This window comes from Dyella sp. SG609 (assembly GCF_012275375.1).
GTDB lineage: Bacteria > Pseudomonadota > Gammaproteobacteria > Xanthomonadales > Rhodanobacteraceae > Dyella_D > Dyella_D marensis.
Window position 1 is genome coordinate 126,547 of sequence record NZ_JAAZQJ010000001.1, and the last position, 24,821, is coordinate 151,367.

A 24,821-nucleotide genomic window follows, 5' to 3' on the forward strand; every position below is an offset into this window, starting at 1 on the left:
CGGCGCCGGCGCGCGCTCCGCCGGCGGCTCAGGACTTGCCGTGGAACAGCTCGCGGCCGATCAGCATGCGGCGGATCTCGTTGGTGCCGGCGCCGATCTCGTACAGCTTGGCATCGCGCAGCAGGCGGCCGGCCGGGAACTCGTTGATGTAGCCGTTGCCGCCCAGCGCCTGGATCGCTTCCAGCGCCACCTTCACCGCGTTCTGCGAGGCGTTGAGCAGGCAGGCGGCCGGGTCGATGCGCGACTTGCTGCCGTGGTCGAATTCCTGCGCCACCATGTAGGCGAAACCGCGCGAGGACTGCAGCGCGGTGTACATGTCGGCAACCTTGGCCTGCATCATGCCGAAGGTGCCGATCGGCGCATTGAACTGCTTGCGCTCGCGCACATACGGCAGCACCAGGTCCATCGCCGCCTGCATCAGGCCGAGCGGGCCGCCCGAGAGCACCAGGCGCTCGGTGTCCAGGCCGCTCATCAGCACGCGCACGCCTTCGTTGACTTCGCCCACGATATTTTCGGCGGGGATCTCGCAGTCCTCGAACACCAGCTCGCAGGTGTTGGAGCCGCGCATGCCCAGCTTGTCCAGCTTCTGCGCGGTGCTGAAACCCTTCATGCCTTTTTCGACGATGAAGGCGGTCATGCAGCGGCTGCCGGCCGGACGCGGCGCGGTGCGCATGTAGACCAGCAGCACGTCGGCGTCGGGACCGTTGGTGATCCACATCTTGGAGCCGTTGGCGACCCACACGTCGCCGCGCAGCTCGGCCTTGCAGCTCATCGAGCCGACCACGTCGGAACCGGCGCCGGGCTCGCTCATGGCCAGCGCGCCCACGTATTCGCCCGAGCACAGCTTGGGGATGTACTTGCGGCGCTGTTCCTCGTTGCCGTTGTGGAACAGGTTCTGCACGCACAGGTTGGAATGCGCGCCGTAGGACAGACCCACCGAGCCGGAAGCGCGCGAGATCTCTTCCATCGCCACCATGTGCGCGAGGTAGCCCAGGCCGGTACCGCCGTAGGTCTCCGGAACCGTCATGCCGAGCAGGCCCATCTCGCCGAACTTGCGCCAGAGGTCGGCCGGAAAGACGTTGTCGTGGTCGAGCTGGGTTGCGCGGGGAGCAATCTCCTTTTCCGCGAAGGCGTGCACGCTTTCGCGCAACAGGTCGAGCTCTTCACCGAGGGAAAATGGACGCATCGGAAGCTTCCGGCAGAGGCGGGGGAGCCGGAAATGCTAACGCAGGAGCGGTGCCGTCCTATGGCGCAGCGCACCACGACGCCGTCGGGGGCGGCATCGGGCTGGAATAAGTCCGATTGCTTCTGTCCGTGAGGTGGATCACAGTTATGCAGAATAAGTGGGTGGGGGCACCTCAGGGACTATGGATGTGAGAGGTTTTCTCGCGCTCCCGGCATTGCTCGGGGGCTTGAGCGCTTGGGCGAGCCGGCGGCTGCGCAGGGGAGTCTGGACACGCGGCGCATCGGTGAGCATCGAGCTGGGCGGACTGCGCCTGCGCGTGCTGCGCCGGGAACAGCCGTCCGCCGCCGACGCCTGGCGCCGCAATCAACTGCTGGTCGACGCCCGCTGCGAAGCGCAGGAGCGCGCGCTGCACGCGCACGGCACCTTGCTGTCCGCGGTGGATCTGCAGGCCTGGTGCCTGAAACTGCCGCCGCTGCTGGAAGGCGAGCTGACCGAACTGCATCTGTGCAGCGTCAGCGACCGCATCGGCCTGCATCTGCAGCGGCCGGTGCAGGAAGACCTCACCGCCGTGACGGTGGCCCTGGTCGATCCCGCGCGCGACGGCCAGACCCTGTACGACGCCTGGCACGCCGGCCGCGGCCTGCTGTTCCTGGTCACGCAGATCCAGCTGCAGGAATTCTTTGCACAGCTGGAGCGCGCGATGCATCGCTTCCCGGTGCGCTACGGGCACGCGCAGCGGCAGCCGGCGTAGCAGGCTCAGGGCACCGGGTGCCCTTGGCTGGCGGTCCAGATCGCATACCAGTCCTCGTTGCTCAGCCGCACTTCCAGTGCGGCTACCGCTTCGCGCAGGCCTTCGATGCGGCCGCTGCCGGTGACCGGACAGGGCCGCGAGGGATGGCGCAGCACCCAGGCGAAGGCCAGCGTGGCCAGGCTGATCCGCAGCCGCGCGGCGATCGCCTCCATGCAGGCGCGCACGCGCACGGCCTGTTCGTCGGTGCCGGTGAACAGCCGGCCGCCGCCCAGCGGCGACCAGATCATCGGCCGCAGGCCCAGCTGCTGGGCCTGGTCGAGCGTGCCGTCGTCGAGCGCATCCAGATGCAGCGGCGACAGTTCGAGCTGGTTGGTAAGCAAGGGCACGTGCCGATGCAACAGCGCGAACTGGCTGGCGCTGTGATTGGACACGCCCCAGTGGCGCACCTTGCCTTCGCGGGTGAGCGTGGCAAAGGTGTCGGCCAGTTCCTCCGCATCCATCAGGTAATCGGGGCGGTGGATCAGCACCAGGTCCAGCTGATCGGCATGCAGGCACTGCAGCGAGCGCTCCACCTGCGCGCGCACGTAGGCCGGCGTGGTGTCGTAGTAGTTGATCGGATATGGCCGCTTGGCCGAACGCAGGCGGATGCCGCACTTGGTCACCAGCTGCATGCGCCGGCGCAAAGCCGGTGCTGCCTTCAGCGCCGCACCGAAGGTGGCTTCCTCTTCGTAGTCGCCATAGATGTCGGCGTGATCGAACGAGGTGATGCCCAGCTCCAGCGCCTGCTCGATCCAGCGCACGCGCGCCTGCACGTCGAGCTTCCAGCTGGTGAGCCGCCACAGGCCGGCGACGATGGGAGAGAGCTGCAGGTCAGGTACGGGGAAGGGCGATGGCATGATGGCTCTTTCGTTCTATCCAGAAGATGTCAGCACAAGCCGCCGTTGACCGCGAGCACCTGCCGCGTGATGTAGCCCGCCTCCGGACTCATCAGAAACTGCACCGCACCGGCCACTTCCTCCGGCGTACCCATCCGCTGCATCGGTATCGCCGCGAGAATCTCTTCCAGCGGCAGTCCGGCATCGACCATATCGGTATCGATCAAGCCCGGCGCCACGCAGTTGACGGTGATCCTGCGCTTCGCCAGCTCCAGCGCCAGCGCCTTCGCCGCGCCGATCACGCCGGCCTTGGATGCGCTGTAATTCACCTGCCCGCGGTTGCCGATCAGGCCGGACACCGAGGTGATGCACACGATGCGCCCCGGCGCGCGGCGGCGGATCATCGGCATCACCAGCGGATGCAGCACGTTGTAGAAGCCGTCGAGATTGGTGCGCAGCACCTGGTCCCAGTCTTCCTCGCTGAGCGCGGGAAACGCGCCGTCGCGGGTCAGCCCCGCATTGCACACCACGCCGTAGTACGCGCCATGCGCGGCGACATCCGCTTCCAGCGCGGCGGCGCAGGCGGCGCGGTCGGCGATATCGAACTGCAGCACGCGCGCCTGCCGGCCCAGCGCCTGGATCGACGCCTGCACCGCCTCGGCCTGGTCGCGCCGCGAGCGGCAATGCAGCACCAGCTCGTAGCCCGCCTGCGCCAGGCGCAGGGCGATGGCGCGGCCGATGCCGCGGCTGGAACCGGTGACCAGGATGGTGTCGGTCATGCGTGGCTGTCCTCGATAAGCGCAGCGGCAACGATAGCGAAGCGGCGCGCGGCGATCACGCCGCCTGCCGCAATACGCGCCGCCGCACCAGCCATTCGCCGGCGAACAGCGCGCCCATGGCCAGGTAGGCGATCAGCCCGTTGTACAGCGTCCACCAGCGCAGCGGCGCCCACAGCGTAAGCGCGGCCGAGGCCAGCGCATTGGCGGCGAAGAAGCCCATCCACAGCCAGGTCACCTTGCGCGTGTACGGCACGGCGGCGGCGGGCAGCTGCGGGTCCTGCACGCGGGCAATGCGTTCGATCATCGGCGGCCCGTAGCGCAGGGTCAGCCCGAAGGCGAGCAGCAGCAGCGCGCAGACCAGGGTGGGATACCAGCGCAGCAGCTGCGATTCGCCGCTGAGCGCCAGCAGCGCGCAATAGGCCAGCGCCGCGCCCAGCATCCAGCGGCCGCCCGGCTGGTTCCACAGCGCCGGCGCGCGCAGCAGCCAGGCGGCGCCCAGCGCCAGCGCAAAGATCTGCGGCGGCACGTATCGCATGCCGGCATACACCAGGAAGGGATACAGCACGCCGACGGCGAGCAGCAGGAAGGAAGTGAGTTTGCGCATGCGGCCGGTCGGCACTCCACGAAGCAGGCGGGGCTCGCCACCTCCGCGACTATGCGCCCGCGCGGTGCGCGGGCCGGCGGCATGCTACCAGAGGCGGCTAGCTGTCCCGCACTTCCAGCGCCAGCTCGGCCAGGCGCTCGCGCTGGGCCAGGATCAGGGCGAGCTGGCCCAGCACCAGGCGGGCGGTCTCGTCGCCGCCGGCATACGCGGGCATGGTCAGCAGCAGCGGCGCAGGTTCGTTCGTCTCCACGGATTCGGCCAGCTGCTCCAGCGCTTCCACGGTCTGCGCGCCGCAGGACTGCACGGCCTCGCGCGCATGCCCCGCGGCCAGCGCCTGCCGGTTGGCGCCGAGTGCCGAAAGCTGGCTGAGCAGCACGTGCGCCGCGCCCAGGAAGCGCAGCAGGGATTCGCCGCCGCGCCGGTGCCGGCCCGGTTCGCGCAGCATGTTGGAGAGCACGCCGCTGAGGTTGGCATCGGCGTTGTGGGCGTCGCGCCGCGCGATGCGGTAGGGCAGGTCGTCGCGCCGGCCGTCGGCGTACTGCGCCAGGATGCTGGCCAGATAACGCGCATCGCAGCGCAGCGTGTCGGCCATCACCTGGTCCAGACGCCGCCCCTGCCAGTCGGGCAGCACCAGGTGGATGGCCAGCGCGGCGATCGCCACGCCGATCAAGGTGTCGACCATGCGCGGCCACATCACTTCGTAGCCATTGCCCACCTGGTTGAAGCACAGCACCACGAACAGCGTGATCGCCGCGGTGGCCAGCGTGTAGCGCCGCTGGCGCGCGGCGAAGAACACCACGCCGGCCACGATCAGCAGCGGCACCTGCGCCGGCCCGAACGGCAGCAGCCGCAGCGCCGCCCAGCCGGCCACCAGCCCCGCCAGCGTGCCGGTGGTCCGCTGCAGCAGGCGCCGCCGCGTGGCGCCGTAGCTGGGCTGGCACACCAGCAAGGTGGTCAGCAGGATCCAGTAGCCGTTCTGCGGATGCACCACGCGCAGCACCGCATAGCCGGCCAGCAGCGCCAAGGCCAGGCGCAGCGCATGGCGGAAGCGGAACGAGCGTGGCGTGAACTGGATGCGGATGCGCTCCCACGCCTCGGCCAGGTTGCCGGGGCCGGGGTCCTGCAGGGCGCTTTCCTCGCCGGGCACCGGGCCGCTCGCCGGCTGCTCGCGTTCGAGCAGGGACTGGATCGCATCCATATTGCGCAGCAGCGCATCGAGCGAACGCAGCAGGTGCGCATCCGGCGGCGTGGCTTGGGCATGCAGCGCCTCGATCGCATCGCGCACGTCGTCCAGCGCGGCGCGCGCGCCGTCGTCGACCTGCAGCGGCGTGCGCAGGCGCAGCGTCCGCGCGCGTTGGCGGCACAGGCCGGCGTGGCGGCGCAGCAGGTGTTCGCAGCGGAACAGCACGTCGCTGTGGAAGAACGCTTCGGCCAGCGCGTCGTACGGGTAGTGCGAGGAGCTGACGCGCTCGTGGATGTCCTGCGCCGCGAAGTACAGGCGCAGGCGTTTCGCGGTAGGGCCGCTGGGCCGGCGCGGGCCGATGCGGTCGATCAGGATCAGCCGCGTCTCGTTGAGCGCCTGCACCACTTTCTCGTTGCGCATGGCGAGCTCCTGCTGCAGGGCCTCGCGATCCACGCCCGGCAGCGGCGCGAACAGCGCCGCCTTGCCTTCGAGATAGCCGGCCAGCGCATCGAAAGTGCGCGCCAGCGCATGGCGCACCGCCTGCTGCGGCGACAGCGCGCTCCACAGCAGCGAGAGCAGGCCGTACCACGCCGCGCCGGCCAGCAGCAGCGCCGGTTCGCGCAGGGAGCCGGGATGCGCGCCCGCATCGGCCGCGATCATGGTGTACACCGACAGCAGCAGGGCGGAGCCGGCGATGGTCGCGTAGCGATGGCTGGCCGCGCCCAGCATCACCAGCGCGAACGTCGCCAGCGGCAGGCCCAGCGCAAACAGCACCGGATGCGGCAGCAGCAGCTGCACCGAGCTGGCGGCGACGGCATAGCAGGCCAGCGTCACCAGCAGGGTGGCCAGGCGGCTGCGCCAATGGTCCTCCGTTTCGGCCAGCGCGCAGGCGATCACGCCGAGCAGGGCGGGGATAGCGTCGGCGAAATGGCCATCCGCCAGGCAGTACAGCACCACGCCGCCAAGGCCGAGCAGCACGCGCAGGCATTCGGCGAAACGGTCGGAGCCGCGGATGCGGCGCCAGGTGTCGGCGATGGAGGATGGGGCCAGGGTCACCCCACAAGGATACGGAAAGCCCCTCCCCCTCCGGGAGAGGGGGGAGGGTACGGGCAGCGTGGTGCGTCCCGCTCCGCCCGCCCCCTCATCCGCCTGCCGGCACCTTCTCCCGGAGGGAGAAGGACTCATCCTGGGAGGTTGAGGTAACAGGCAGCTCAAAGCTGGCCTCAGTTCTTGAACATCCTCTCGGCCACGGCACGTTGAAGCAGCCGCTACGTAAACGCACTGATGTTTCGTGTAGACCCAGGTTAATCCGGTTACCGCAGCCGCCCACTGCTCCTTCTAGTCGCGTCGCGAGCCTTGGCTCTCAGGCCATTCTCTCTTTGGTTACTTTCTCTTTGGGCCAGCAAAGAGAAAGTGACCCGGGCGCCGGCAGGCGTCCGAAATGCCCGCTGCATAAGCGGCCAAGTCGCGCCAACCGCACCTAGTCGCTACTGGATCCCGGCCTACACCAGAATGACGAGCAAAAAAAAACGCCCCCCAAACGGGAGGCGTTCCCAAACACCAAAGCGCGCCGCTTACTGCCCGCGCATACGCCCCGCAAACCGCGGCGCACCATTACCCATATGCGGCAACTTGATCTTCCCGATCGAGGAAATCCGCTCCTCCGCCAGGCGATCAGCCGCCTTATACGTCGGCACACCCTCAGTCTTCGAAATCTCGAAAATCCGACCCAGGTTGTAATAAATGGTACGCATCATGCGCATCGCCCGCTCACGGTTATACCCGTCGATCTCCAGCGACACATTCATCACGCCACCCGCGTTCACCGCATAATCCGGCGCATACAGCACACCGCGGCGCGTCAGCTCATCACCGATCGAATCGGTAGCCAGCTGGTTGTTGGCCGCACCGCAGATGATCTTCGCCTTGATGCGATCAATCGTCTGCTCATTGAGCGTGCCACCCAGCGCGCACGGCGAATACACGTCGGCGTCGACGTCATAGATTTCGTCCAGGCCCACGGCCTCGCAACCCAGCTCATCCACGCAGCGCTGCACAGCGTCCTTGTTGATGTCGGTGACGAACACCTTCGCCCCCTGCTCGCGCAGCAGCTTGATGAACTCGCTGCCCACGTGGCCGCAGCCCTGCACGGCGTAGCTGTACTTGCCCACGTCCTCGTTGCCGTGCTTGACCTGCAGCGCGGCCATCAGGCCCTGCAGGGTGCCGAACGCGGTGAACGGCGAGGGGTCGCCCGAGCCGCCGTGCACCTGGTGCACGCCGGTCACGTATTCGGTTTCACGGAACACGTATTCCATGTCGTTGACGTCGATGCCGACGTCTTCGGCGGTGATGTAGCGGCCGTTGAGCGAGTTGACGAAGCGGCCGAAGGCGCGGAACAGCGCTTCGGACTTGTCCTTGGACGGATCGCCGATGATCACCGCCTTGCCGCCGCCCAGGTTCAGGCCGGCCACGGCGTTCTTGTAGGTCATGCCGCGCGAGAGGCGCAGCACGTCGTTGACCGCGTCCTGCTCGGTCTTGTACGGCCACATGCGCAGGCCGCCGAGGGCCGGGCCCAGCACCGTGTTGTGGATCGCGATGATGGCCTTCAGGCCGGCGTCCTTGTTGTGGCAGAAGACGACTTCTTCGTGACCCGTTTTGGCGATGGTTTCGAAAATCATTGGAACGGTGACTCCACGGTGGGGTGGCGCGGTTGGGGATGCGGTGGTCGGTACGGCGGCCGCGGGGCGGCGTGCGCATGCCTCTAAAGTCAAAACCCCGACCGGGGGTCGGGGTGTCAACACAGTCCATAAGTCTAGCGGGTCACCCGGCAGGGCGCTGTTGCGTTGCAGCAGGGCCGGCGCGGCACCGCGCGCCAGCCCTTGGCCCGCCTCGTTTCACTCGATCAAAACGTCAGCGTCGCCCGGGCCCAGTAATAGCGGCCCATCACGTCGTAAGTGGCTACGTCGGTGTTCGAGTTGTTCACGTTGTTCTGGTACAGCAGGGGCGGCTGCTTGTCGGCCAGGTTGTCCACGCCGATGTCGAAGCGCGTGCGCCAGCCCTTCACTTCGTAGCCCAGCTGCACGCTGTGGTAGGCGTACGCGCCGACCTTGCGCACCACCGACGGTACGGTCAGGTCGGCCGACAGCTGCTGCCGCGCGTCGGGGCTGCCTACCTCGGTGCGGCCGACATAGCGCAGGCGCCAGCTCGCGCTCCACGGACCCTGCGCCCAGTTCAGCGTGGCCAGCCCGCGCCAGCGCGGGAAGTTGCCATAGGCGTAGGTGTAGCGGCCGGCGTTGTGGATGGTCACCGAGGTGGCGTCGGACGGGTCGGGATTGACGTCGTAGCGCGCCACGTAGGTGGTATCCAGGCGCAGGTTGAAGCGGCCGTAGCGCTCGGTGTTGAAGCGATACGCCACGCTGCCATCGACGCCCTTGGTGGACAGCGCGCCCAGGTTCACCGTCGGCTCCGCCACGTAGTTGATCGCGCCGCTGGCGAAGCGGTGGATAAAGCTGCAGAACGGGCTGGCCGGGTTGGCATAGCACTGGTTCAGCACCGTCTGCGCCGAGATCGCGGTGATGGTGTCGTTGAGATTGATGCGCCACACATCCGCGCTCAGCGACAGGCCCGGCACCCATTGCGGGTCGTACACCACGCCGAAGTCGAAGGATTTGCCTTGCTCCGGCTTCAGCTGGTAGCCGGCGGCGAGCGAGCCGGAAGTCTTGGCCGAGATCTCCGGATTGGCCTGCCGGTAGCTGCCGTCGGTGGGCACGCTGGCGCAGGCCTGCGGATGGCCGCCGGTATAGCCGTTACAGGGGTCGTTCACGGTGGGCGCGTCGCCCGCGATGCCGCCGTACAGCTCGCTGATGTTCGGCGCGCGGAACACCTCGGACACCGTGCCGCGCAGCAGCAGGTTGTCGATCGGCCGCCATTCCACCGCCAGCTTGCTGTTGGTGCTGCGGCCGGCGCTGCTGTAGTCGGACCAGCGCGTACCCAGGGTGAGGTTCAGCGCCTGCGCCCAGGGCTTGCCCGACAGCAGCGGGATCAGCGTTTCGGCGTAGGCCTCCTTCACGTTGAAGCTGCCGGCGAGCACCGAGCTGCAGAACTCCACCACGCCGCACAGGCCGTTGAGGTCGGCCACCGCCAGCGGATCGGTGCGCGTGGACGTGCTCTCCTTGCGGTAGGAGAAACCGGTGGCCAGGTTCACCGTGCCGGCGGGCAGGTCGAACAGGCCGCCGTTGGCGTTCGCTTCGAACTGCTTCACCGTATACGCGGTGGTGGTCACCGGATTGCGCTGGATGTTCTTCAGCGCCGCGATGGTGGTGGGGTCGTTGACGTTGAAGATATTGATCGGCGTGCAGCCGGCGATCGGGTTGCCCGGCGTACCGCAGGTCACCTTGCCGCTGGACGCATCGAGATACGAAGGCCCCAGGCCTTGCTGGAAGCCGGCGTAATCGAGGAAGCCATAGTTGACCGACTTTTGCCGTACCTTGCCGTAGTTGAACGCCGCATCCCATTGCCAGCTGCTGTCGCCGAAGCCGCCGCGCAGGCCCGGTGTCACCTGCAGGTTGTAGGTGTTGTAGCTGTAGCGGCGATAGCCCAGGGTGGTGAAGCGCGTATTGAAGTCGCCGTTGTTGGCGCCGCTCACCCGGTCGGTGCCGAAGTCCACGCCGAACGGGTTGTAGTAGTTGTCCTTGGACACGATGAAGTTGTCGCCGTTGGCGAACACCGGCACCGGCGCGATCTGCGATTCGGACTGGGTCTTGGTGTAGTAGAGGTTGGCGTAGGCTTCGAGCTTGTCATTGAGCTTGTACTTGCCCAGCACGAAGAACTGGTCGCGCTTCTGCGGCGTCTGCAGGATGTTGTCGCCCTGGTAGTTGTAGCTGTCCGCGACGCTGTAGCAATGATAGTCGCCGGGCGTGGTGGCGCCGCTGACGCCGGCGTTGAGCGCCACGCGCGACGTGCAGCCCAGGGCCCTGGCCTGCGCGCCGGGCAGGGTGATCGCGCCGTATGGCGCGGCCGAGGAGCCGCTGACGATCACCTTGCCGCCGGTGAGGTTGAGCGCGTCGCGCGAGAACGAGCGGTCGCGCGCCGATACGGCATCCAGGCTCTGGTGCCCTAATCCGGCGATGACGCTGCCACGCTCGTTGCCTTGTCCTGCGGTCAGCGTGAAGTTGCGGCGGGTGCCGTCGCCGCGGCTGCTCTGGGCGAAATCGCCCGACAGCTGCACGCCGCTGAAATGCTCGCGCAGGATGAAGTTCACCACGCCGCCGATCGCATCCGAACCGTAGATGGCCGAGGCGCCGTCGCTCAGCACTTCCACGCGGTCGATCATGTTGGCGGGGATGCTGTTGACGTCGTTGTAGGCCAGGCGCACGCCGTTGACCAGGATCAGCGTGCGCTTGTCGCCCATGCCGCGCAGCGAGATGGTGGCCGCGCCGGTGCCGCCGCCGTTATTGGTATTGGCATTGGTGGCGTTGCCGGCGATCGACGGCAGTTCCTGCACCAGGTCGCCGAGCGTGGCCTTGCCGGTGGCGGCGATCTGCGCGCGGTCCAGCGTCACCACCGGGTTGGCGGTTTCGACGTCGACGCGGCGGATGCGCGAACCGGTGACGGTGACGGTTTCCAGGCTCTTGGCTTTCTGCGGATCGGCGGCGTCGGGCGGCGGCGCGTCCTGCGCCCAGCCAGGTGCTGCCATGGCGACCGCGGTGCTGGCGATGGCGAGCTTGACGGCGAGGCTGAGCGCGCGTGGATGGCGACAGGCGGAACGTGGATGCATGGGCGGATACCTCGTGGTGCCAGTGATGGGGCATGCGCAACGGCCGTCCCTGCGGCGATTGCGTTTCGTCGGGCAACAGCACGCCGTGCCGGGCTGGCGGCCCGGCCGGGTGCGTTGCGTTGCTGCGGCCCGCGCGAGGCGGGCGTGACGCGCTCAGCCCTGGCCGGGCGCGTCGGATTGCTGGCGGTACACGGTGTGGCGCTCCCCGTGGAGTTCCTTCAGCGGTCGCGCCGCGACGGCCTCGAAACGAAGCCCGTGCGCCGAAAGCGTGCGCAGCCGGGCGGCCGCTCCAGGCCGCCCGGCTGCCACGCCCGGCGCCGGCCGGGGTCTGGGTTTCGAAGGGGAAGCGGCGTGCGGGCCGTCGTCGTCATGGGAGCGAATGCTGGCATCGAAACGCGCGAATGCATCGGCAACCGAGCCGGTACGGCACCAGAACGAGTCAGCCGGCGAGTGGCGGAATTTCGCCGCGGCGGCAGCCTTCGTCAGGAATCGCTTGCGGTGATCGCTACATCCGGACGGCATGCCCTCTCCCCGTGCGTGCGGCCGCGCGTGGACGCGGCGTGGCGGTTGGCGGCGCGTCCCCCGATGCGCATGGTTTCATCCTGCCGTCACATGCGCGGGGCGTCTTGTCGTATTTGGGAAAGAGGCGTGCGGAATTGCGCATAGTGGTTTCAGCGCAGCGCAACGTACTCCCTCTCCACTCCCGGGAGAGGGCCGGGGTGAGGGGTCGGGGGAGCGAAGTGCATCGCTTCGCCCGTACCCTCATCCAGCTGCCGCCACCTTCTCCCGAAGGGAGAAGGGTTTCTCAAATAAACGTTGCGGAAATTTGCACGACTTCGGTGGCCTTGCCATCCAATCGCACGCTCTCCCCACGCCGCTCCTTCACCACGGCTCCCTCGGCGCGCACATTCCCCAGCCGCTTACCTTCCGGTGCCCGAAGACTCAACCACACGGCACCGGGCGCACGTTCCGGCAGCCTGATCTCCCCCGTTACGCCATGCCCGCCATCCGGCTGCAGACGCACATCCACGCGCCCCCACCGCGTCGGCGCGCCGCGCAGCTCGATGGCCTGATCTCCACCCATCCACCGCCGCGGCACCGCGCGCGCCAGGTGCAAGACCTCGCCCTCGCTGTCCTCGAACACCACCATCCACCGCAGCAGCAACGGCATCGTCAACTGCGCCGGCATGCAGAACAGCGGCATGCCGCCGCTCAGGTCGCTCACCTCGCCCGCGGTCCAGCTGCCCGGCGTATGCGCGTGATAGCGGTGCGCGTAGAGGAACAGCAGGTACTCGTCGATCCGCCCCAGCCGCAGCAACTGCTGCGCATAGCCGTAGGAAATAAAGCCCAGGATGTCGCGTCCGTCCGGCGAAGGCGGCGCCACGTTCGCCACCACGCCGATCGAGGTGGCGCCGTGGCCGCGCATGCAGTCGATCACCAGGTGGGCGAGGTCGTCCGGCAGCACGTCCGCCTGCAGCAGTTCGGCATAGGCGCGATGCGGCCATTGCTGTTCGCTGGGCTTTTCCTGCAGCAGCGACTGGCGGAAGGTGAGCTTCGCGCCGGGCAGCGGGCCGACATAGGGCGGATGCAGATCGTGGCGGACATTGGCGCGCACGCTGCGTACGAGCTGCGCGGCGAGCACGCGCGAACGCTCCTGCCAGCGGTCCGCCAAGGCCTTGCCATGGGCATCGATGCGCTCCCACACCGCCGCCAGATCGCGCAGGCCGCGCGAAGCCAGCGCACTGTTGGCGTAGTAAGGCTTCCACCACAGCTGCGGCTCGGGGAACAGGCAGGCGTCCGACTCGTTCCAGCCATGCAGCAGGCCATGGCCGGGGTCGTTGTTCGGCAGGCGCAGGCTGGCATCGTGCAGGTCCAGCAGGATGCGCGCGGTGGCTTCGATCTTGCCCTGGTGCTTGCACAGCAGCGCCGTGTCGCCGGTGTAGTGCAGATAGCGCGCCAGCAGCGACAGCGTCAGGCCGAACTGGCCGGTTTCCGCGCCGCGCATGTTGACCATGCCGTCGGCCTGCACGAAATCGGTGAAATAGCCGTCCAGCACCGCCGCGGCCTGCGCGTTGCGGCCCCATTCGAGGTTCGCGTAGAGCGAGCTGGTGAACGTGTCCTGGAAGCCGTCGTACTCGTTGCCGTAGTAGTCGCGGTCCACCGCGCCGTACTTCGGATAGCTGCCGCCCGGCCGCACCACCAGTTCGCGTGCGAACGCATGGCGCGCCATGTCGGCCCAGCTCGGATCCGGGGTGCGCATGGCGCAGGCATCGGCAAGCTGTTGCTGCCAGGCGTCGTGGAAGCGCAGCAGGGCGCGATAGAAAGCTTCCGCCGATGGCGGCTGGCGCGTGGGCGGATATGAGGGATAGCTGTAGCCGTAATGCACTTCGCTCGCGCGCCCATGCTCGATCAGCGCGGTGCGGTGCCAGGTCTGCACCACGAAGCGGTCGGCCGCGTCGACGTCGGCGAACACCAGCACGTCGTACCAGCGTCCGTCGCCCAGCGGGAACACCTTGTGCACCGCCGGCAGCCAGCCGCCGAGCAGGCCTTCGCGCCGCTGCGGCGCGAGCTTCTCGTCGCGCAGCGCCGCCGTTTCCTGCATGGGCTTGAAGGTGCGCGTGCGGCCGTCCGGAAACACCGGCATGGTGTCGGCGCAGGCCACGTTGCCGACGAAGGTGGTCCACGGCAGGCGGCCGTTGTAGTCCTTCGGGTCCAGCGTCGAGGCGAGCGGAGGCGCGGCGAGGCGCACCTGTTCGGGATCGGGTTCGCCGCGCTTGAGCAGGCGATCGGCCAGCAGGTCGGCGTCGGCCAGGGCCAGTTCCTTCAGCGCGAGGCCGAGATAAGGCGTGCCGGCTTCGGCGGCGCAGGACTCGGTGCGCTTGCCCAGCACGCAGCCGCCATCCGGACCGGCCAGGGTGATCGCGCCATCCGGCGTGCTCAGGTCTTCGAATACCGACCACGCGGCGCCTTGCACATCGAAACCGGCGAGCCGCGCATGGCCTTCGGTGGAAAGCTTGGCGAGCGGGATACGTGGCGGTGGCGCCAGCGTGCCGGCGCCTCCCGCCGGCGCGCCCGACTGCGCCGATGCCCCTTCCCAACCCACCAGCCCCGCGGCCGCGCTCGTCGCGGCCAGGCCTTGCAGAAAACGACGCCGATCCATTCGATTCCCCTAAACCGTTTCCGATGCCGGCGTGTTCCGCTGAGCCAGGCGGCTATGCCTGCGCCCATACCCCAGATACACCATGCAACCCACCAGCAGCCAAAGCGCAAACCGCACATAGGTCACCGCCGGCAGCCCCCAGATCAGCCAGCAGGAAAACCCCACGCCGATCAGCGGCACCACCGGCACCCATGGCGTGCGGAACGGCCGGTGCAGATCCGGCCGCCGCCAGCGCAACACCGCCACCGCGGTGCAGATCACGATGAAGGCACCGAGCACGCCGATATTCACCAGCTTCGCCAGCTCGTCCAGCGGAAACAGCCCCGCCGCCACCGCCGTCACCGTGCCCAGCAGGAAGGTCGCCCGATGCGGCGTGCGCCAGCGCGGATGGATGCCGGCGAACCATCCCGGCAGCAGGCCGTCGCGGCCCAGGCTGAAGCCGATGCGCGCGCCGGCCAGCAGGTTGGCGAAGATCACGCTGGTGATGCCGCACACCGAAGCCAGCGAGATCACCGCCATGGTCCACGGCATGCCGATGCGGATGAACGCGTTGGCCACCGGCGCGTCGTTGTCCAGCGTGGTGTAAGGCACGATGCCGGTCAGCACCAGGCAGATGGCGAAATACAGCAGCATCGCGATGCCCAGCGACAGCAGCACCGCGCGCGGCAGGTCGCGCTGCGGGTTGCGCGATTCCTCGGCGGCGGTGGTCAGCATGTCGTAACCGAACACCGCGAAGAACACCACGGCCGCGCCGGTCACCACGCCATGCATGCCGAACGGCATGAACGGATGCCAGCGTTCCGGCTTCACGTAAGCCGCGCCGGCGATCACGATCAAGGCGGCGCCGGCGATCTTGATGCCGACGATCAGCGTGTTGAAGCGCGCGCCCCATTCCATGCGCACCGCGAGCAGGGCGGTGATGGCCACCGAGATCAGGATGGCCGGCAGGTTCACCACGCGTCCGGGGCCGGTGCCCCATGCGCCTTGCGCCCAGGTGGGCAAGGGCAAGCCGAAGTTGTTGAGCAGCACCTGCGCGTAGCCGGACCAGCCTACCGCCACCACCGCGGCGATCAGCGCATATTCCAATAGCAGGTCCCAGCCGATGATCCATCCGGCGAATTCGCCCAGCACCGCGTAGCCGTAGGTGTAGGCGCTGCCGGTGACGGGAATCAGCCCGGCGAACTCCGCATAGCACAGCGCCGCCGCCGCGCTGGCGATGCCGGCGAGCAGGAAGGACAGCAGCACGGCGGGCCCCGCCTGCGTCGCCGCCACCGTGCCGGTGAGCACGAAGATGCCCACGCCGATGATGCCGCCCAGGCCGATGGCGGTGAGTTGCCACAGGCCCAGCACGCGGCGCAGGCCGGTGCCTTGGCCCGCCTCGCGCTGCAGGCTTTCCACTGGCTTGCGCCGGGTGATGTCGTCGATCAGGCCCATCGGTTCCTCCCCGAAACCACAGTGTTCGTTACGGCGCTTGCGCCTGCGCGTAAGGCGACTTGCCACCCTTGGCGATAAAGCGGTCCACCTGCTGCTGCAGCACGGGCAGCGGCACGGAGCCGAGCGACAGCACGGTGTCGTGGAAGGCGCGCAGGTCGAAGCGTTCGCCCAGGGCTTTTTCAGCCTTCGCGCGCGCATCGACGATCGCCATCTCGCCCAGGTAGTACGACAGCGCCTGGCCCGGCCAGGCGATATAGCGGTCCACCTCGGTCTCGATCTCGTGCTCGCTCAATGCGGTGTGGTCGCGCATGAAGGCCTGCGCCTGTTCGCGCGTCCAGCCGAGGTGATGGATGCCGGTGTCCACCACCAGGCGGCAGGCGCGCCACATCTGGTAGCTGAGATAGCCGAAGCGGTCGTACGGCGTGTCGTACATGCCCATCTCCACGCCCAGCCGCTCGGAATACAGCGCCCAGCCTTCGCCATAGGCGGAGATATACGTGTAGCGGCGGAAGTCCGGCAGCCCCTCGTGCTCGGCGGCCAGCGGCATCTGCAGCGCATGGCCCGGCGCGGATTCGTGCAGGGTCAGCGCGGTCAGCGAGTACAGCGGGCGCGAGGGCAGGTCGTACGTGTTGACCAGGTAGATGCCCGGGCCGCCGCGGCCGCCCGTGTAGAACGGCGCCAGATCCGGCGGCACCGGCTCGATGGCGAAGCGCTGGCGCGGCAGGCGGCCGATGTACTGGCCCAGCTTGCCGTCGACGCGCTTGGCGATCCACGCGGCGTCCTTGAGCAGCTCGTCGGCGCTCTTGGGATAGAACTTCGGGTCGGTGCGCAGGTAGTGCAGGAACTGCGCGAAGCTGCCTTTGAAGCCGGTTTCGCCGATGGTGCGCTCCATCTCGGCGCGCAGGCGCGCCACTTCGCGCTGGCCGGTGGCGTGGATCTGTTCGGGGCTCTGGTCCAGCGTGGTGAACTCGCGGATCTGCGCCTGGTAGAAGGCCTTGCCGTCCGGCATCGCTTCGGCGGCAAGCGTGGTGCGGGCCTGCTTCATGTAGGTGTTGCGCATGAAGTCGAGCAGCCGAGCGTAGGCGGGAATCACCTGCCGTTCGATGGCGGCACGCGCTTGCGCGCGCAGCTGTTCCTGCGCGGCAGCCGGGATGGTGTCCGGCATCTTGCGGAACGGCGTGTAGAACAGGTTGTCGTCGCCCTTGGCGTTCGCCACGTCGGCAATCGATTGATCGCGCCCGGCCAGGGTCACGCGCGGCACGCTGAAACCGCGCGCCAGGCCGGCGCGCATATTGGCGATCTGTTCGTCGAAATAACGCGGGATATCGCGCAGCTGGCTCAGGTAGCGGCGATAGTCGTCCGCGGTGCGCATGGGCTTGCGCGCGGTGAAGCCCAGGTCGGTCCAGAACGCCGTGTCGCTGTTGAACGGCATTTCCCAGGTGCGGAAGCGCTGGTCGGCCAGCAGGGTTTCGATCTGTTCGCGGTAGACCGCGTAGTTCACCGCATCGTCGCCATGCAGCTGCTGCGGCGCGATGGCGTCGAGCCGCTTCAATACGTCGGCCCAGTAGCGCTGGCGCTGGCCTTGCGTGGCTGGATCGACCTTCGGCAGATGATCGGCCGCCTCGCCCTCGCCGTCCTCGTCGTCGCCGCCGGCGAACTGCGCCTGGCGCCATTGCCATTCCTGCGTGTAGATCGCGCGGAAGCGTGCGTCCGCATCGTCGGCGGCGTGGGCGAGGAGAGGAGCGATGGCGAGGCAGATGGCGCAGGCAAGATGGGCGATCGGTCGTTTCATCGGCTCCTCTCCGGGGGCGTCAGGCGAAGGGCTGGTCGATGGCCGGCGAGGGCGGGGTGAACCAGGCCGCGCCGTCCTCGGTGACGTAGAAGTGGTCCTCCAGGCGTATGCCGAAACGCTCGGGCACCACGATCATCGGTTCGTCGCTGCAGCACATGCCCGGCCGCAGCGCGGTGCGCGAGCCGCGCACCAGATAAGGCATCTCGTGGATGGCCATGCCGCAGCCATGGCCGGTGCGGTGCGGCACGCCGGGCAGGCGGTAGTCCGGACCCAGGCCCGCGCCTTCCACCACGGCGCGGGCGGCATCGTCGACGCTGGCGCAGGTGACGCCGGGCCGCACCGCTTCGAACGCGGCGCGTTGCGCGGCCTGTTCGAGTTCCCAGATGCGCGCCTGCTCGGCGGTGGGCGTGCCGAAGCAGTAGGTGCGCGTGATGTCGGAGTGGTAGCCCTGCACGGTGCAGCCGGTGTCGATCAGCACCAGCTGGTCGCGCTCCAGGTATTGCTCGCCGGGAATGCCGTGCGGGTAGGCGGTGGCGTGGCCGAACTGCACGATGCAGAAGGTGGACCCGTGGTCCGCGCCCATCGCGCGGTGCGCTTCGTCGATAAAGCGCACCAGCTCGGTGCGCGAGATGCCTTCGCGCATCAGGCCGGCGGCAAGGCGGTGCACCTCCAGCGTCATCGCCGTGGCCTGCTTCATCAACGCCAGTTCGGCGGAAGATTTGCACATGCGGCAGCCGTCGACGATCGCGCTGGCGTCGGCGATGGGTTTGCCGCCGAGCACGGCGCGCAGGCGTTCGGCCACGGCGAAGGACGCCGCCGGATCGAGCGCCAGACTGCCGGCGCCGCGCTCGGCCAATGCGTCGGCGACGAGCTGCTGCGGGTCCTCGTGTTCTTCCCACAGGCGCACCTCGGCCGGAATGCGCAGCACCGCGGCGAGCGAGCCGGCCTCGAAGCCGGGGCAGATCAGGATCGGATCGCCCTGCGCGGTGAGCAGCATGCCGACCAGCCGCTCGCTCGCGCCCCAGGCCACGCCGGTGAAATAGCGCAGCGAAGTACCGGCGGTGACCAGCAGGGCGTCGAGCCGCTGCACGCGCAGCAGCGCGCGGGCGTGTTCCAGGCGGTGCTGGTATTCGTCCGCGCCGATGGCGGGCGCGGCGGCTTGCCACGGTTGCAGGCGCGCGCGCGCCTGGGCGGGATCGAGGCCGCCGATCTGGCTGGAACTCATGCGTTCTTGCTTCCCAGATCGTCCACGCACCAGCAGCCATCGATCTGCCGCGCCACGCCGCCGGGGTTGTGGTCGCGCAGTTCCGCCGGCAGCAGGTGTTCGGGCAGGTTGTCGTAACAGTGCAGGGCGGCGAAGCGGTGGATCGCCGCCGGCATGCCCACCGCGGTGAAGCCCGCATGGCCGGTGCTCGGATACGGACCGCCATGGTTCATGGCCGGGCTGACCGCCACGCCGGTGGGCATGCGGTTGCCGATCAGGCGGCCCACGCGCGGACGCAAGGCGCGCGCGACGGCGGCCGACGCTTCGTCGTCGGTGCTGCCGGTGTACAGCGTGCCGGTGAGGTTGCCTTCGAAGGCATTGGCCACCTCGACCATCTGCGCCAGGCCGTGCGTGCGGACCAGCAGGCTTGCCGGGCCGAAGGCTTCGGTCTGCAGCGCCTGCGGTTCGCGCAGGAACTGCGCGGCGTCGACTTCCAGCAGCGTGGGCGCATGGCGGTAGCCGGGCGAGCCGGCCACGCCGCCGGCCAGCAGCTGCGCGCCGGCCTTGCGCAGCGTGGCGATGCCGTGCTGCAGATGTTCCAGCACGCCGCGCGAGAACAGCACGCCCGGCGCGGCCCCGGCGAAATGGGCCTTGGCCGCTTCGACGAAGGCATCGCCGGCCTCGTCACGCGGCACGATCACCACGCCGGGATTGGTGCAGAACTGGCCGCTGCCCATGGTGCAGGAGGTGAAGAACTCCTGCGCCAGCGCGGCGCCGCGTTCGGCCAGCGCCCCCGGCAGCAGGAACACGGGATTGACGCTGGACAGCTCCACATAAGCCGGCACGCCCGCCGCATCGGCGGCGGCCTTCAGCGCGAGTCCGCCCGCGCGGCTGCCGGTGAAGCCGATCGCGCCCAGGCGCGCGTCGCCGGCCAGCTTTCCGCCGATCGCATGATCGAAGTGATAGAGCATCTGCACCGAAGCCGGCGGCAGGCCGGCCTGGCGCAGCGCCGCGAATGCCGCGCGCGCCAGGCGCTCGCTGGTGGCCGGATGCGAGGGGTGCGCCTTGGCGATCACCGGATTGCGCGCGGCGATGGCCGAGGCGAAATCGCTGCCGGCGATGGCGTTGAAGGCGAACGGGAAATTGTTCGGGCCGAACACCAGCACCGGCTTGCCCAGCGGCGCGAAGTGCGAACGAAGGTTGGCGGCGGTATCGATCACCGGCTGCGTCCACGCATAGCTGCGCACGGCCTTCGCGGCCAGGCGCAGCTGGTTGGTGGTGCGCGGCAGTTCCACGGCGGCCAGGCGCGGCTGCTTGGGCAGCCCGGTTTCGGCGTGGGCGGTGTCGACCAGCGCTTCGGCGTCGGCTTCGATCGCATCGGCATACGCTTCGAGGAAGGCGGCGATGCGTTCCGGCGGGGCCGCGGCCAGTTCGGCGGCCGCCGCGGTCGCGGCGGCGAGCGCCGCCTCGACATCTTGCGCGCCGCAGACCGGGAAGGCCGGGCCGATCGCTTCGCCGGTCGCGGGATTCTCGGCACGGAACTGGCCGGCCGGCGCGCTTGCCGCGCGCCAGTGGCCGTCGATCAGGATGGGCTGAATATCCATGTCATACCTTGGGTGAGTGGGCCATGGCGTGATCGATCACGCGCAGTGCAGCTTCGCGCTGTTCGCCGACCAGCGCCAGCCGCGGCGCGCGCACGTGTTCGCTGCCCATGCCGACCTTGGCCTGCACCAGCTTGATCAGCTGCACGAAGGTCGGCACCGTGTCCAGGCGCAGCAGCGGCAGGAACCAGCGATACAGCTCCAGCGCCGCATCGGCGCCGCCGTCGCGAGCCAGTTCGAACAGCTTCACCGATTCCTTCGGGTAGGCATTGACCAGGCCGGCGATCCAGCCGCGCGCACCCATGGCCACGCCTTCGACGATGGCGTCGTCCATGCCCACCAGCAATTCCACGCGGTCACCCAGCAGGGCGCGGATGCCGGCGAAGCGGCGCACGTCGCCGGAGGATTCCTTCACCGCCTGCACATTGGGGAATTCATGCGCCAGTTCGGCGATCTGTTCCGGCGCGAAGTCCGTTTTATAGGCGACGGGGTTGTTGTAGAGCATGCAGGGCAGGTCGGTGGCCGCGATCACCGCGCGCAGATGCGCACCCATTTCGCGCCAGTCGGTGGAATACACATACGGCGGCAGCACCATCAGGCCCGAGCAGCCCAGCGCCTTCGCCTGCTGCGCCAGGCGCACGGCTTCGTCGGTGGACAGCGCGGCGATGCCGGGAATGACCGGCGCGCGACCGTTCAGCGCCTGCACCAGGGTGCGGATGATGGCGAGCTTTTCTTCGAACGAGAGCGTAGCGGCTTCACCCAGCGAACCGAGCGGCACGATGCCGGTGCAGCCGGCGTCGATCAGCTGGTTGGCATGCTTGGCGAGGAAGGCGTGGTCGACCTGGCCGTCGGTAGTGAATGGCGTGGTGATGGCGGGAATCACGCCGCGCCAGATGGATGCAGTGCTCATGTCGTTGACCTCGATGCGTCGTCGGAAGGGGAGGTGGCGAGCCCCGCCAGGGTGGCGAGGCGCGCGGGAAACAAAGGTGGGCGGCCGGCGCCGCGCGGGAAGCGGCCCAGTTCCGCCAGCGCGGTGCCGCAGATGCGGCCCTGGCAGGCGCCCATGCCGCAGCGGGTGGCGAGCTTGGCGTCGCGCGCGTCGGCATAGCCGTCGAGCGCGCCGAGCGTCACGTCTTCGCAGCGGCAGATCAGGGTCTGCGGCGTGGCCAGTGCGTGTACGCGTGAGCCCGGTGCGAAGTGCCGGGCCAGCAGTGCGCCGAAGCGGCGGGCGCGATCGCGCTCCGGCAGCAGGACGCGGGCTTCGTCGGCATGTCCGCTGGCCATATGGCCGGCGATGGCGCCTTCGATGCGCGCGGCCGCCAGGCCGCCGATGCCGCAGGCTTCGCCCGCGGCGAAGACGGCCGGCACACTGGTGCGCAGCAGTTCGTCCACCTGCACGTGCGGATGGGTTGGCGCGTGGTCGAGTGCGCAGCCGAGCAACTGGGCGAGTTCCACGTTCGGCACCAGGCCGTAGCCGACGGCGAGCAGATCGCAGTCCACGCAGGCGGTGCCGTGGGCGTCTTCGATTTCCACCACGCGCACGGCGTCTTCGCCATGCGCGTGGCGCACGATCGAACCGAAGCGATACGGCACGCCCATGAGTCTGGCGCGCAGGGACAAGGCTTGCGCGGCGCGAGCGGGCCAATGCAGCAGTTGCCGCGCGAAGGCGTGCACGCTGTCAGGGGAGGCCTGTTCGTGGATGCCGACGACTTTCGCGCCGTGCGCGCGCAAGGTGGCCGCGGCGGCGAGCAGCAGCGGCCCGCTGCCGGCGATGACCACGCGCTTGCCGGCCACCGGCCAGCCTTGCTTGGTCAGCGCCTGCAGGCCACCCGCGCCGCTCACGCCCGGCAGTGTCCAGCCGGGAAAGGGCAGCAGCAGTTCGCGCGCACCGGTGGCGAGGACGAGGGCGCCGTAGGTGAGCAGGGCGGAGCCTTCCGGCGTTTCCACGCGCAGCGCGCCGTCTTCGCTGGCGATCACGCTGTGCTGCGCCAGCAGGTTCACGCCATGCAGGGCGGCGATGGCTTCGCGCGCGGCGCGCGGCGCCGGCTTGCGCACATCGTGGCGCCACACCTGGCCGCCTGCGCGCGGTTGGGCGTCGAGCAGGCCGACGCGCGCGCCATGCGCCGCCGCCGTGCCCGCCGCCGCCAGGCCGGCGGGGCCGGCGCCGACCACCAGCACGTCGTAGCGCTCAGTCATGGCTGTCCACCTGCATGCCGTCGCGTGCGGGCGTGATGCAGGCGCGCTGGTGCGCGACGCCGTCGATGCGCACGCGGCATTCGAAGCACACGCCCATGCCGCACAGCGGGGCGCGCGTTTCGCCGCTGACCGAGGTGCGGAAATGCAAGGTCCAATGCGCCACCGCGGCGGCGACGCTGGCGCCGGCCGGTACTTCGACCGGCTGGCCGTTGACCTGCAATCGCACCGTTGCGCTCATGCGGCCAGCCTCGACGGCGCGTAAGGCGCCGGATCGAGCGCCGGCTGGCGCTGCTGGATCAGGTCCAGCAGCAGGCGCGCGCTGCCCAGGGCGGTAGTGACGCCCAGGCCTTCGTGGCCGGCGGCCACCCATTGGTCGGTGGCGCCGGGTACGGCGCCGAGATAGGGACGTCCATCCGGCGTGGTGGGGCGGAAGCCCGTCCACGCGCGCAGCGCCTGCAGCTCGCGCAGCGCGGGCACGAAGGCGAAGCAGCGTTCCAGCATCCGGCGCAGCATGGCCGGCGATACGGCCGCATCGGTGGCGCTGAATTCGCGCGAGGAGCCGAGCAGGATCTGCCCGGTGGGACGCGGCTGCACATTGAAGGCGACGCTGCTGTCCGCATCGCCGTGCGCGCTGTCGGCATAGCCCAGTTCCAGCAGCTGGTGCCGCAGCAGGCCGGGATAGCGGTCGGTGATCACCAGATGCCCCTTGCGCGCGCGCATCGGCAACTGCGGCAGCAGCGCGGGCAGGGCGCAGCCGGTGGCGACCAGCACCGGGCCGCTGAGCGAGGAACCATCGTCCAGTTGCGCGCCGCCGCGGCGCAGCGCCTGCACGCGGCGTCCGGCATACAGCACCGCGCCGCGCGACTGCGCGCGGGCAACCAGGTGCCGCGCCACGCGCGGCGGATACACCACGGCCTCGCGCGGCACCAGCATGCCGCCGCTCATGCCGGGGGCGAGCTCGGGTTCCAGTTCGTAGAGCTGCTGGTCGTCCAGCAGTTGCGCTTCCACGCCGGCCGCGGCCAGGCGCGCGGCGCGTGCCGCGGCGGCGGCCAGCTCGCGCTCCTCGCGCGCCACCCACAAGGTGCCGCAGCGGCTGAATTCGGCTTCGGGCAGGTCGGCGAAGGCTTCCCATTGGCGCAGCGAGTAGCGCGCGAGCGCCAGTTCGGCGGGGTCGTCGTCCATCGCCACCAGATGCCCCATCGCCGCCGCCGTGGCGCCGCCGCCGATCGGGCCGGGTTCGACGATCGCCACGCGCAGGCCGTCGCCGCTGGCCGCGTCCGCGCAGGCGGCGCCGACGATGCCGGCGCCGATCACGATCAGGTCGTAACCGGGCACGCTCATTCCGCGCCACTGCCCCAGGTGAATGCGTCGGCTTCGTCGAACAGCAAGGTGGATCGCGCCACCACGAAGGCGCTGCCGGTGATGCGCGGCTTCACGCCGCGTGCCGAGGGGGTGTAGGTGGCTTCGAACTCGCTGCCCGCGCCGAGGATGCTTTCCTGCCGCCACACCTCGCCCGGGGCGAGCTTGCCGTCCGCGGCCAGGCAGGCCAGCTTGGCGCTGGTGCCGGTGCCGCAGGGCGAGCGGTCGTAGGCCAGACCGGGGCACAGCACGAAGTTGCGGCCGGCCTTGGCGCCAAGGTCGGCATTGATCTCGATATGGTCGATCTCGCCGCCTTCGGCGCCGGTGATGCCCTGCGCTTCGAGCACGCGGCGGATCGCTTCGGTGTAGGCGGTGAGTTCGCGCTGGTGGTGGATCTCCAGCGGCAGCGGGGTGTCCCTGGTGATGAAGAACCAGTTGCCGCCCCAGGCGATGTCGCCGGTGACGTCGCCGTAGCCGGGCACGCTGATCCTGACGTCCTTGGCGTGGCGGTAGCTTTCGACGTTGTCGATCGACACGCGGCCATCCGCATGCAGTTCCGCGCCCACCGTGCCCACCGGCGTCTCGATCTTGTGCAGCCCGGGGCCGATGCGGCCCAGGTGCTGCAGCGTGCGCACCACGCCGATGGTGCCGTGGCCGCACATGCCCAGATAGCTGACGTTGTTGAAGAAGATCACGCCGGCGCAGGCCTCCGCACTCTGCGGCGGCAGCAGCAGGGCGCCGACCACGGTGGCCGAGCCGCGCGGCTCGCAGGCGATGCCGGCGCGCCAGCGGTCGAAATCGCGGCGGAAGCGTTCGCGCTGCTCCATCAATGTGCCGGCGCCGAGGTCGGGGAAGCCGGCGATGACGGTGCGGGTGGGTTCGCCGCCGGTGTGCGAGTCGATCACGTCGATGGTATGCATG

At 69.2% G+C, this 24,821-nt stretch carries 19 protein-coding genes; 1 reads left to right on the forward strand and 18 read right to left on the reverse strand.

Annotated features, from left to right (window positions below):
* Positions 1-28: 28 nt before the first annotated feature.
* Positions 29-1,186 (reverse strand): isovaleryl-CoA dehydrogenase, encoded by a 1,158-nt coding sequence (locus tag FHW85_RS00585; RefSeq protein ID WP_167254055.1) that lies wholly within the window; start codon positions 1,184-1,186, stop codon positions 29-31.
* A 283-nt stretch (positions 1,187-1,469) separates the two neighbouring features.
* Here FHW85_RS00585 and FHW85_RS00590 point away from each other — a divergent pair, with 283 nt between their 5' ends.
* A complete protein-coding gene (locus FHW85_RS00590) occupies positions 1,470-1,937 on the forward strand; it encodes a hypothetical protein (RefSeq protein ID WP_168646975.1) in 468 nt (155 codons plus the stop codon).
* 5 nt (positions 1,938-1,942) lie between these two features.
* Here the strand turns inward: FHW85_RS00590 and FHW85_RS00595 are convergent, their stop codons facing one another.
* From FHW85_RS00595 to FHW85_RS00675, 17 genes are all read right to left on the reverse strand, one after another.
* Positions 1,943-2,833: an aldo/keto reductase gene (locus FHW85_RS00595; RefSeq protein WP_168646976.1), complete on the reverse strand. Its 891-nt coding sequence runs from the start codon at positions 2,831-2,833 to the stop codon at positions 1,943-1,945.
* Between the two features lie 29 nt (positions 2,834-2,862).
* Complete coding sequence (gene fabG, locus FHW85_RS00600; protein WP_168646977.1) at positions 2,863-3,591, reverse strand: 3-oxoacyl-ACP reductase FabG; 729 nt, start codon at positions 3,589-3,591, stop codon at positions 2,863-2,865.
* Positions 3,592-3,646: 55 nt separating this feature from the next.
* Positions 3,647-4,195, reverse strand: a complete 549-nt coding sequence (locus FHW85_RS00605) for a hypothetical protein (RefSeq protein WP_167254063.1) — start codon at positions 4,193-4,195, stop codon at positions 3,647-3,649.
* A 97-nt stretch (positions 4,196-4,292) separates the two neighbouring features.
* Complete coding sequence (gene yccS, locus FHW85_RS00610; protein WP_343203652.1) at positions 4,293-6,434, reverse strand: YccS family putative transporter; 2,142 nt, start codon at positions 6,432-6,434, stop codon at positions 4,293-4,295.
* A gap of 518 nt (positions 6,435-6,952) precedes the next feature.
* Entirely contained in the window at positions 6,953-8,056 is a 1,104-nt protein-coding gene (locus FHW85_RS00615) for a Glu/Leu/Phe/Val dehydrogenase (RefSeq protein ID WP_167254065.1), read from the reverse strand.
* Positions 8,057-8,280: 224 nt separating this feature from the next.
* Positions 8,281-11,154 carry a TonB-dependent receptor gene (locus FHW85_RS00620; protein ID WP_168646979.1) on the reverse strand — a complete coding sequence of 958 codons (2,874 nt, stop codon included), beginning with the start codon at positions 11,152-11,154 and terminating at the stop codon, positions 8,281-8,283.
* Between the two features lie 153 nt (positions 11,155-11,307).
* Positions 11,308-11,676, reverse strand: coding sequence for a hypothetical protein (locus tag FHW85_RS00625; RefSeq protein ID WP_168646980.1), 369 nt, complete (start codon positions 11,674-11,676; stop codon positions 11,308-11,310).
* A gap of 283 nt (positions 11,677-11,959) precedes the next feature.
* Positions 11,960-14,314, reverse strand: a complete 2,355-nt coding sequence (locus FHW85_RS00630) for a twin-arginine translocation signal domain-containing protein (RefSeq protein ID WP_168646981.1) — start codon at positions 14,312-14,314, stop codon at positions 11,960-11,962.
* Between the two features lie 9 nt (positions 14,315-14,323).
* Entirely contained in the window at positions 14,324-15,748 is a 1,425-nt protein-coding gene (locus FHW85_RS00635) for an amino acid permease (RefSeq protein WP_168646982.1), read from the reverse strand.
* 28 nt (positions 15,749-15,776) lie between these two features.
* Entirely contained in the window at positions 15,777-17,540 is a 1,764-nt protein-coding gene (locus FHW85_RS00640) for a DUF885 family protein (RefSeq protein ID WP_168646983.1), read from the reverse strand.
* 19 nt (positions 17,541-17,559) lie between these two features.
* The gene (locus FHW85_RS00645; protein WP_168646984.1) at positions 17,560-18,765 is read right to left on the reverse strand and encodes a Xaa-Pro peptidase family protein; all 1,206 of its coding nucleotides are present in this window, start codon (positions 18,763-18,765) and stop codon (positions 17,560-17,562) included.
* Positions 18,762-20,348, reverse strand: coding sequence for an aldehyde dehydrogenase family protein (locus tag FHW85_RS00650; RefSeq protein ID WP_168646985.1), 1,587 nt, complete (start codon positions 20,346-20,348; stop codon positions 18,762-18,764). The genes FHW85_RS00645 and FHW85_RS00650 overlap by 4 nt, the downstream gene beginning before the upstream one ends.
* 1 nt (position 20,349) lies before the next feature.
* On the reverse strand, positions 20,350-21,255 hold the full coding sequence (locus FHW85_RS00655; protein WP_167254081.1) for a dihydrodipicolinate synthase family protein: 906 nt from the start codon (positions 21,253-21,255) through the stop codon (positions 20,350-20,352).
* The gene (locus FHW85_RS00660; protein ID WP_168646986.1) at positions 21,252-22,541 is read right to left on the reverse strand and encodes an FAD/NAD(P)-binding oxidoreductase; all 1,290 of its coding nucleotides are present in this window, start codon (positions 22,539-22,541) and stop codon (positions 21,252-21,254) included. Before FHW85_RS00660 ends, FHW85_RS00655 begins: the two co-directional genes overlap by 4 nt.
* Complete coding sequence (locus FHW85_RS00665) at positions 22,534-22,779, reverse strand: 2Fe-2S iron-sulfur cluster-binding protein (protein WP_167254084.1); 246 nt, start codon at positions 22,777-22,779, stop codon at positions 22,534-22,536. Before FHW85_RS00665 ends, FHW85_RS00660 begins: the two co-directional genes overlap by 8 nt.
* Positions 22,776-23,882, reverse strand: coding sequence for an FAD-dependent oxidoreductase (locus FHW85_RS00670; RefSeq protein ID WP_210427670.1), 1,107 nt, complete (start codon positions 23,880-23,882; stop codon positions 22,776-22,778). The genes FHW85_RS00665 and FHW85_RS00670 overlap by 4 nt, the downstream gene beginning before the upstream one ends.
* Positions 23,879-24,820 carry a 4-hydroxyproline epimerase gene (locus tag FHW85_RS00675; protein ID WP_167254085.1) on the reverse strand — a complete coding sequence of 314 codons (942 nt, stop codon included), beginning with the start codon at positions 24,818-24,820 and terminating at the stop codon, positions 23,879-23,881. The genes FHW85_RS00670 and FHW85_RS00675 overlap by 4 nt, the downstream gene beginning before the upstream one ends.
* Position 24,821 lies beyond the last annotated feature (1 nt).